The following is an 8,070-nucleotide window of genomic DNA, read 5'->3' as shown; positions in this document are numbered from 1 at the left end:
ACCCGCCGCACCCTTCAGGCCGTCCGTTCCGTGGCCGCGCCCCTCACGTTCCTTCCGCACAAAGAGCCCCGACTCCCCGCCGTCCGGGCCCCGTTGGGCACATTCGCCCCGTCGGCCACATCGGCCCCGTTCGTACCCCGGACATGATTCCGCCGCGTACCCGCCGGGCCGTCGCAAGGGCCCCGGCGCCAGTGGCGACCGGGGCCCCGCCTCCCCTTCTTCCCCAGAGACGACCCAGAGCCCCGAGCTCCCAGGGTCGACCCCCCTCCCGGTAGCTGTCTTTCCACGACCCCGGCGATCAACCCTTGAGTTCAGTCACTCGAAAGTGGAGGTTTCCACTGGACCCCGACGTGTTCGAATAGAAGTTCGATAGCGTGGAGGGGCGTTCAGACGGAATGGGGGTGCCCGAGCGGATGGTGCGACGGCTCGACGTGACTGGATCGAACGGACTCCGGCTCGCCGCCTGGGAGTTCTCCGACATGCCCAAGAGCGGCCCCGAGGCGGAGCCCGGCGACGGCCCCCGGGAGGGCAGGCCCTCGGCGCCTGCGAACGGCGTGCTGCTGTTGCACGGGCTGATGGGCCGCGCGGCGCACTGGGCCGACACCGCCCGCTGGCTCTCCGGCCGCTACCGCGCCGTGGGCCTCGACCAGCGCGGCCACGGACGCAGCGAGCGGCCCACCGGGGGCGAGGGCCAAGACCCGTACGCGCGCGAGGAGTTCGTCGCCGACGCCGAGGCCGCGATCGAACAGCTCGGGCTCGCGCCCGTCGCCCTGATCGGCCACTCCATGGGCGCCCTGACGGCCTGGCAGCTCGCCGCGAAGCGCCCCGACCTCGTCCACGCGCTGATCATCTGCGACATGAAGGCCGCGGCGCTCGGGGAGCAGTCGCAGCGCGAGTGGGAGGAGTGGTTCACGTCGTGGCCCGTGCCGTTCGCGACGCTCGCCGACGTGCGCAGATGGTTCGGCGAGGACGACCCGGCGCTGGAGCGGCCGCAGCCCTCGCGCGGCGACTTCTTCTGCGAGGTGATGACGGAGCGTGAGGACGGCTGGGGCCCGCTCTTCTCCCGGCGCCAGATGCTGCGGGTGCGCGAGGCGTGGGTGCACGACGCGCACTGGGACGAACTGGCGCGCGTGGTCTGCCCCACGCTCGTCGTGCGCGGGATCGACGGTGAACTCGGCCGCGCCGAGGCGCAGGAGATGGTGCGCGTACTGCCGCGTGGCATCTACGCGGAGGTGCCGGAGGCGGGTCATCTGATGCATCTCGACCAGCCCGCGGACTGGCGCCGCGTGGTGGAGCCGTTCCTTCAGGCGGTGCTCCCCGCGGACGGCTGAGCGCCCCGCCGGGGCCTGTTCGCGGGCTTCGTGCGGCGGCGCGGCGACGGGACCGTGCCCGCGGGTACGGACGGCGCACGGGGGCACAGCAGGGGGCGCACGGTCAACAGGGCCGTAGTGACGGGTACGTGCACACTGCGGTGCGCCCTCGCTCCGACGGTGTGGCGTCCGAGACACGGGCATATGTCCTGGGCAGTGGTCATCCGATGTCGTCCTAGGGGGATACATGACCGCTCGGCCTCTGGTCGCTCGGCAGCCCAACGAGAAGCTGCAAGCACTCCTCCAGGAAGCCGGCTGTTCCAACGCGGGCCTCGCCCGGCGCGTCAACGTCTGCGGGATGGAGCACGGACTCGATCTGCGCTACGACAAGACCTCCGTCGCACGCTGGCTGCGCGGCCAGCAGCCGCGCGGACGCGCGCCCGCCGTCATCTCCGAGGCGCTCGGCCGCAAGCTGGGCCGTACGGTCACGCTGGAAGAGATCGGCATGGCCGACACCCGGGACCAACCCTCGGGCGTGGGGCTGTACTTCGCGCCGACCGTCCCCGGCGCCGTCGAGCACGCATGCGAGCTGTGGCGCAGCGACGCCGGGCGGCGCGGCTTCGCGGGCGAGGCGAGCGCCGCCTCGTCCGCGCTCGTCGGACCCAGCAGGGACTGGCTGATCACCCCGCCCGACGCACAGGTCGCCAGGAGCGCGGGCCGGCGCGTGGGCATGGCGGACGTGGCGGCGGTGGAGGCCACCACGGACTCCCTGGCGCAGCTCGACCACCGCTTCGGCGGCGGTCACGTACGTCCGCTCGTCGTGCACTATCTCAACGGCGTGGTCTCGGGGCTGCTCGTGGGCTCCTACCGGGAGGCCGTCGGGCGTGCGCTGTTCGCCGCCGCCGCCCGACTGACCGAGCTGGCGGGCTATATGGCCGTGGACACCGGCCAACGGGGCCTGGCACAGCGGCACTTCATCCAGGCGCTGCGGCTTGCGCAGGCGGCCGGTGACCGTGCGTACGGCGGCTATGTGCTCGCGGCGAGCATGAGCCATCTGACGGCGTCTCTCGGAAACCCGCGCGAGGCCGCGCAGTTGGCGCGGGCCGCGCAGGAGGGCGCCCGCGGGCGGACCACCGCGCGTATCGAGGCGATGTTCTGCGCGGCCGAGGCGCGCGGCCAGGCGCTGCTGGGCGATCTGCGGGCCTTCCGGGAGAGCGCCGCACGGGCGGAGTCGGCGCTGCAACGGGCGGCGGACGAGGACGCGGCCGGGGACCCGGTGTGGATCGGGCACTTCGACCGCGCCTATCTCGCGGACGAACTGGCGCACTGTCACCGAGATCTGCACCACCCCCGCGAGGCCGAGGAGCAGGCGGACGAGGCGCTCGCGGGGCATCCCGAGGGACGGGCCCGCCGCAGGGTCATTGGTATGTTCCTTCTGGCCTGTGCGCGCTTGCAGAAACGTGAGCTTGACCACGCTTGCCAAACGGGGACGAAAGCGGTCGAACTGCTCTCAACTCTCCGCTCCGGCAGGGGAGTCGAGTATCTGGAGGACTTCCGCCGGCGGCTCGGGCCGTTTGTGAAGGAGCCGGTCGTGCGAGATTTCACGGCGCGGCTGGAGGTGTCCGGGGTGGCTTGACTCCCGTTCTGGGGCGTTTTGTTCCCTTTCTGAGGTGAAGGGTTGGTGTCGCCCCATCAGCTACGTGGTCGCTCCTCCGGGGCACCCGGTACCGTGACCCGCGATTCAGGTAGTCAGTTGATCGACTGAGGAGTCCGGGTGACAGCGCACAGCGGACGTGGACAGGGCGAGCAGCCTCTCTACGAGGGTGTCGTGCTGCCGGCGAACGGCGACCCGTGGACCCCTGAACAGCAGCGCCAAGTCGACCGGCCCCACGGGCAGCCGCTCGCGGGCCAGCCCTGGGGGGACCCCTGGGGACCCGGTTCGCAGGCGGCCGTGACCTCCGGCGAGGCGGCGCCGTCGCTGCCCCCTCCGCCGGAAGTGTCCCCGGCCGGGCACGTACAGCCGGAGCAGCAGCACCTCATACCGCATCAGCAGCAGTCGTCTTCCGGCGAGACGGGGGCCGGGGACGCCTACGCGGGCGGGAGACCCGGTGAGTTCCCGTACGCCTCCCCGACGTCCTCCGGTTTCCCCTCGGCGGACCTGCCGCCCGCCGGCCCCGTACCGTCCGAGCTGCACGGCGGGCAGAACTTCTACACCGGCGGCCCGCAGCCGCAGCAGCAGCACTACCCGGGGCCGCCGCCCCAACAGCCGCCCGCCGCACCGCCGTTCACCCACGGCGCCGGCATGCCGCAGCCGTACGGGCACGGGCAGACGCACGGACAACCCCACGGGCAGACTCCCGGGCAGGACGCCTCCGCGCCCGTGGGCGCCTCCCTCGCCGCGTCCCCTTCGGGCCCCGCGGCCTCCCAGGCTCCGATGTCGTCGCCGTCCGACGCCACGCAGTACATCCCGCCGGTCACCGGCGACGGGCCGCCGCCCGGCTCGTACCAGCAGGGCCACGCACAGCCCATGGCGGACGCCGACGCCACCCAGATGCTTCCGCCGCAGAACGGCCAACCGCCCGCGCAGGACCCGGAGTCGACGCGGCAGCTCCGTACGCCGCTGCCGCCCGAGGCGTCCGGCCAGGGCCAGAACGGAAACGACGGGCAGCCCCGCCCGTCCCAGCCGCCCGCCGGATTCGAGAGCCTCTTCCGCGCCGAGCCGTCCGCGGGCTCCGGAGACTCCGGCGAGCCGGGCTCCACCCAGAGCCTGCCGCTCTTCGACCAGGCGTCCGCGCGCCAGCGCAGCGTGGGCGGACTCGGCAACTCCCAGGGCGGGCCCGGGAGTCCGGGCGCTCCCGGCGGTGCGTACGGGCAGGGTCACGGCGTCGGTCCGGGCGACCCGCAGCCCGCCCCGTGGGAGCCGCAGGGCCGTGCCGCCCGGCGTAACGCCGAGCGCGGCGCGTTCGCCCGTATCTCGCCCGGAGTCCTGATCGCGGTCGGTGTCGCGGTCGTCGCCGGTGTGGGCATGGCCGCGGGTGCGGCGCTGACCGGCGGGGACGACGACGCGAAGGGGAAGAGCAAGTCCTCCGCGGCCCCCGCCGACAAGAAGTCCGCCGCCGCCGACCCGGCCAAGGCGCAGGCCGTGGAGCTGGACAAGCTGCTCGGCGACAGCAACAACAGCCGTGCGTCCGTGATCAATTCGGTCGAGAACATCAAGAGGTGCAAGAAGCTCGGCCAGGCCGCGCAGGATCTGCGCTCCGCCGCCGGGCAGCGCAACAGCCTGGTCTCCCGCCTCGGCAAGCTCAAGACCGACCACCTGCCCGAAGAGGCCCAGTTGCGCTCCGCGCTGGCCCGCGCCTGGAAGGCGTCCGCCGCCGCCGACAACCACTACGCGGCCTGGGCCGACCAGACGGCCGGCAAGAAGGGCTGCCACAAGGGCAAGGCCCGTACGACGCCGCACGTCGGCCAGGGCGCGCGCTCCAGCGGCGAGGCGACGGCCGCCAAGAAGCAGGCGGCCGGGCTGTGGAACCCGACGGCGCGGAAGTACGGGCTGAAGCAGCGGCAGGTCGGCCAGCTCTGAGGTACGGGCCCGGCTCCGGATCGGGTTCCCGCTCAGGCTCCGGATCCGGTTCCGGTCGCGGGGTACGGGGCGGCCCGGGGACGGCGCCCCGCGGAGGGGAACGTATGGTCGACAACCATGCAGCAAGGTTCCGTACGCCGGGCTTCCGGGGAGCGAGATTCCGCGAGGGCTTCCCGTCGCGGCCCCCGGTCCACCACCATGGAGACCATGCCCGTCCATGACATGCCCTGGTGGCGCTGGCGCAGCAACGTGCGCTCGGCGCTGCACATGCTCTCCGACCCCGCCTTCCAGCAGGAATGCTGGGCGACGGGCCGTCCCGGCTACGGCGACGTCACCGACGCCGTCTACCGGCTGGTCGAGGACACCTGGCTGGACAACTGGTCCGCCGAGAAGTACGTCGGCACGATCTTCCGCGACTCGCAGGAGGCCGCGCTCGTCGACACCGCCGTGCTGCGGGTGCTGCGGATCATGCACCAGGTAGGCGCCGACGCCCCCGTCGTCTCCTACATGGAGCACCACGGCTGGCCCGAGGCCGTACGCGCGGCACGTGACGCACACGTACGGCTCGCCACGAACGACGGCGAGGACCCGGACGAACCGCCCCGCTCGCTCGACGTGCTGGCGATCATGCTGCACTCGGTCTGAGCGGACCGGCCGCCCCGGCGCTCCTCGCGCGGCTCGCGCGAGGCGCTCTTCGTGCGAGGCGCACGCGGTGACGTGTCCGCCCCTCCCGGCCGTGCGGGGAACGCCGGTCGGGAGCGGTCACGGGGCTGTGCCAGGCTTGTCCCATGAGCACCCCGCACCGCCCCGGTCCCTCTTCCCGCGCCGGTTCCGGCCCCGACTCCGGTTCCGTACCGGCCCGTTCGGCGGGCGGACGGGACGGAGCCCGCGACGGAGGGCGTGACGGCGAACGCGAGGAGCGCGAGGAGTACGTCCTCACGCTCTCCTGTCCCGACAAGCAGGGCATCGTGCACGCCGTCTCCAGCTATCTCTTCATGACCGGCTGCAACATCGAGGACAGCCAGCAGTTCGGCGACCACGACACCGGACTGTTCTTCATGCGCGTCCACTTCTCGGCCGACCCGGGCGTGACGGTGGAGAAGCTGCGGGCGAGCTTCTCGGCGGTCGGCGAGTCCTTCCACATGGACTGGCAGGTGCATCCCGCGAACGAGCGGATGCGCGTGGTGCTGATGGTCAGCCGCTTCGGGCACTGCCTCAACGACCTGCTCTTCCGCGCGGGCAGCGGCGCCCTGCCCGTCGACGTCGCCGCCGTCGTCTCCAACCACACCGACTTCGAGGGCCTGGCCGGCTCCTACGGCGTCCCCTTCCACCACATCCCCGTGACGCGGGGCAGCGAGGAGAGCAAGCGGGAGAGCGAGGAGCGGCTGCTGCGCCTCATCGAGGAGGAGAACGTCGAACTCGTCGTGCTCGCCCGCTATATGCAGGTGCTCTCCGACGGTCTGTGCGGGCAGCTTCCGGGGCGGATCATCAACATCCACCACTCGTTCCTGCCGAGCTTCAAGGGCGCACGGCCCTACCACCAGGCGCACGCCCGCGGGGTCAAGCTGATCGGCGCCACCGCGCACTATGTGACCGCCGAGCTGGACGAGGGCCCGATCATCGAGCAGGAAGTCGAACGCGTCGGCCACGAGGCGACGCCGCAGCAACTCGTCGCGGTGGGACGGGACGTCGAGTGCCAGGCGCTGGCCCGCGCGGTGAAGTGGCACAGCGAGCACCGCGTGCTGCTCAACGGACACCGCACGGTCGTCTTCGCCTGAGCCGGCCGCGCGTTCGCGCTCCCGGTCCGGGGGCGCGAACGCACGGCTGTCACATCCGGGAGAGCGAGGCCGCCCCGAACAGGACGTCCCGTACCGCCTCCCGGTCGCCGTCGTGGCCCGCCGCCGCCTCCAGCGGCGGTACGTGACCGGCCACGAGCTGGCAGAACTCCAGCCGGTCCAGGGCCACATGGGCCACGGTGTCCCGCGGGTGCGCGGCGGCGGCCGGGGAGTCCAGCGGGATGTACCAGTCGCCCCCGCCGTCGCCCTCCACCTCCAGATGCAGCGTGCGCCCCGGCGCCCCCGCGGCGGTCAGCCGGTGCGGCGCCCCGGCCAGTCCCGTACGGCGGCGCCAGGCGATGCTGCCGGGCAGCATCCGCGCCGCGAGGTCGACCATGCGGTGCATGTGCGCGCCCTGCGGCACGGTGTACGGGTAGTCGATGGCCTCGGCGATGTCCTCGCCGTGCACCCAGCACTCGAAGGCGCGGTCGAGCAGGGCGTCGCGTACGGGGAGGGTGAAGTCCCCGTAGCGCACGTCGAGTTCGGCGATGCCGGCGCCGGCGAACGACGCCGTACGGACCAGGGTGTGGCCCTGCTCCCGCCAGGGCTCGCGGGCGCTCGGCGTACGCAGCGCTTCCGGGACCGCGCGCCAGAACTCCTCGGTGCGCGGTACGGGACCCCGGTCGCCGTCGTCCGCGGGGTTCTCCGGCAGGGCGCCCTCGGACGGGCCTCCGGCCGGAGCGGCGCCCGCGCCTCCGTCCGCGCCTCCGCCCGTGCCTCCGTCCGCGCCCGGGGCGTCGTCCAGCGGATCCGGCAGCCCCAGCGCCGTGGCCACCAGCCCGTCCACGGCGAGGAGATGGGCGATCACGCCGGCCACGGTCGTCTCCCGCCGGGCCTGCCGCCGCCCGTCGAACCAGCGCAGCGGTACGGGCGCCAGCCACTCGGCGTCCGCCATGTCCCGCAGCAGCGCGTCGAGCCGTGCCGTCTCGGCGTCGTACGGCGCGGCCCACTCGGGCACCGGGACGCGCGGCGCACGCCGTGCCATGCAGCCCTCCAGCACCTGCGAGCGGAGCGAGGGGTCGAGGTCGAGGCTGTCCTCGGGGCGCAGCAGACCCACGGCGTCGCGCAGCCGTAACGCCTCCTCGGCGCAGGTGCCGCAGTCGCTCAGATGCTGCTCGACGGCGGCGGTCTCCGCCGTGGAGCAGGCGGCGAGCGCCCACGCGCCGAGCAGCGACTTCAGTACGAGATGGTCGAGCTGCGGCGCCGACTCCCGGACGTGCGCGGTCAGTCGACCGGCGGACGCCTCGGGCGCACTCGGCGGCGCGTGCCCGCGCGTGCTCCCGGGCGTCGGCTCCGCGCCGTCACGCGGCGCGTACGGACGGGGCGGGTGCGGTATCCGGCGGGG

Annotated in this window: 6 protein-coding genes; 5 read left to right on the top strand and 1 reads right to left on the bottom strand. The window is 73.4% G+C overall.

Translation table 11 applies throughout. From position 1 onward, the window contains the following. Positions 1-413: 413 nt before the first annotated feature. The 5 genes from AN218_RS08205 (at position 414) to purU (ending at position 6,668) form a co-directional block, all read left to right on the top strand. A complete protein-coding gene (locus AN218_RS08205) occupies positions 414-1,331 on the top strand; it encodes an alpha/beta fold hydrolase (RefSeq protein ID WP_070016110.1) in 918 nt (305 codons plus the stop codon). Between the two features lie 226 nt (positions 1,332-1,557). Then, complete coding sequence (locus tag AN218_RS08200) at positions 1,558-2,946, top strand: NsdA family TPR-like regulatory protein (protein ID WP_070016100.1); 1,389 nt, start codon at positions 1,558-1,560, stop codon at positions 2,944-2,946. A 138-nt stretch (positions 2,947-3,084) separates the two neighbouring features. Next, entirely contained in the window at positions 3,085-4,890 is a 1,806-nt protein-coding gene (locus AN218_RS08195; RefSeq protein WP_070016099.1) for a hypothetical protein, read from the top strand. Positions 4,891-5,088: 198 nt separating this feature from the next. Further along, positions 5,089-5,535 (top strand): SCO4402 family protein, encoded by a 447-nt coding sequence (locus AN218_RS08190; RefSeq protein WP_070016098.1) that lies wholly within the window; start codon positions 5,089-5,091, stop codon positions 5,533-5,535. Between the two features lie 143 nt (positions 5,536-5,678). Further along, on the top strand, positions 5,679-6,668 hold the full coding sequence (gene purU, locus AN218_RS08185; protein WP_079131929.1) for a formyltetrahydrofolate deformylase: 990 nt from the start codon (positions 5,679-5,681) through the stop codon (positions 6,666-6,668). A gap of 49 nt (positions 6,669-6,717) precedes the next feature. Here purU and AN218_RS08180 read toward each other — a convergent pair. After that, positions 6,718-8,070: hypothetical protein (locus AN218_RS08180; RefSeq protein WP_420855950.1), on the bottom strand; the 1,353-nt coding region annotated here is incomplete at its 5' end.

It is taken from the genome of Streptomyces nanshensis, from assembly GCF_001751255.1.
GTDB classification, from domain to species: Bacteria; Actinomycetota; Actinomycetes; order Streptomycetales; family Streptomycetaceae; genus Streptomyces; species Streptomyces nanshensis_A.
This window is presented reverse-complemented; position numbering and strand designations above follow the sequence as displayed.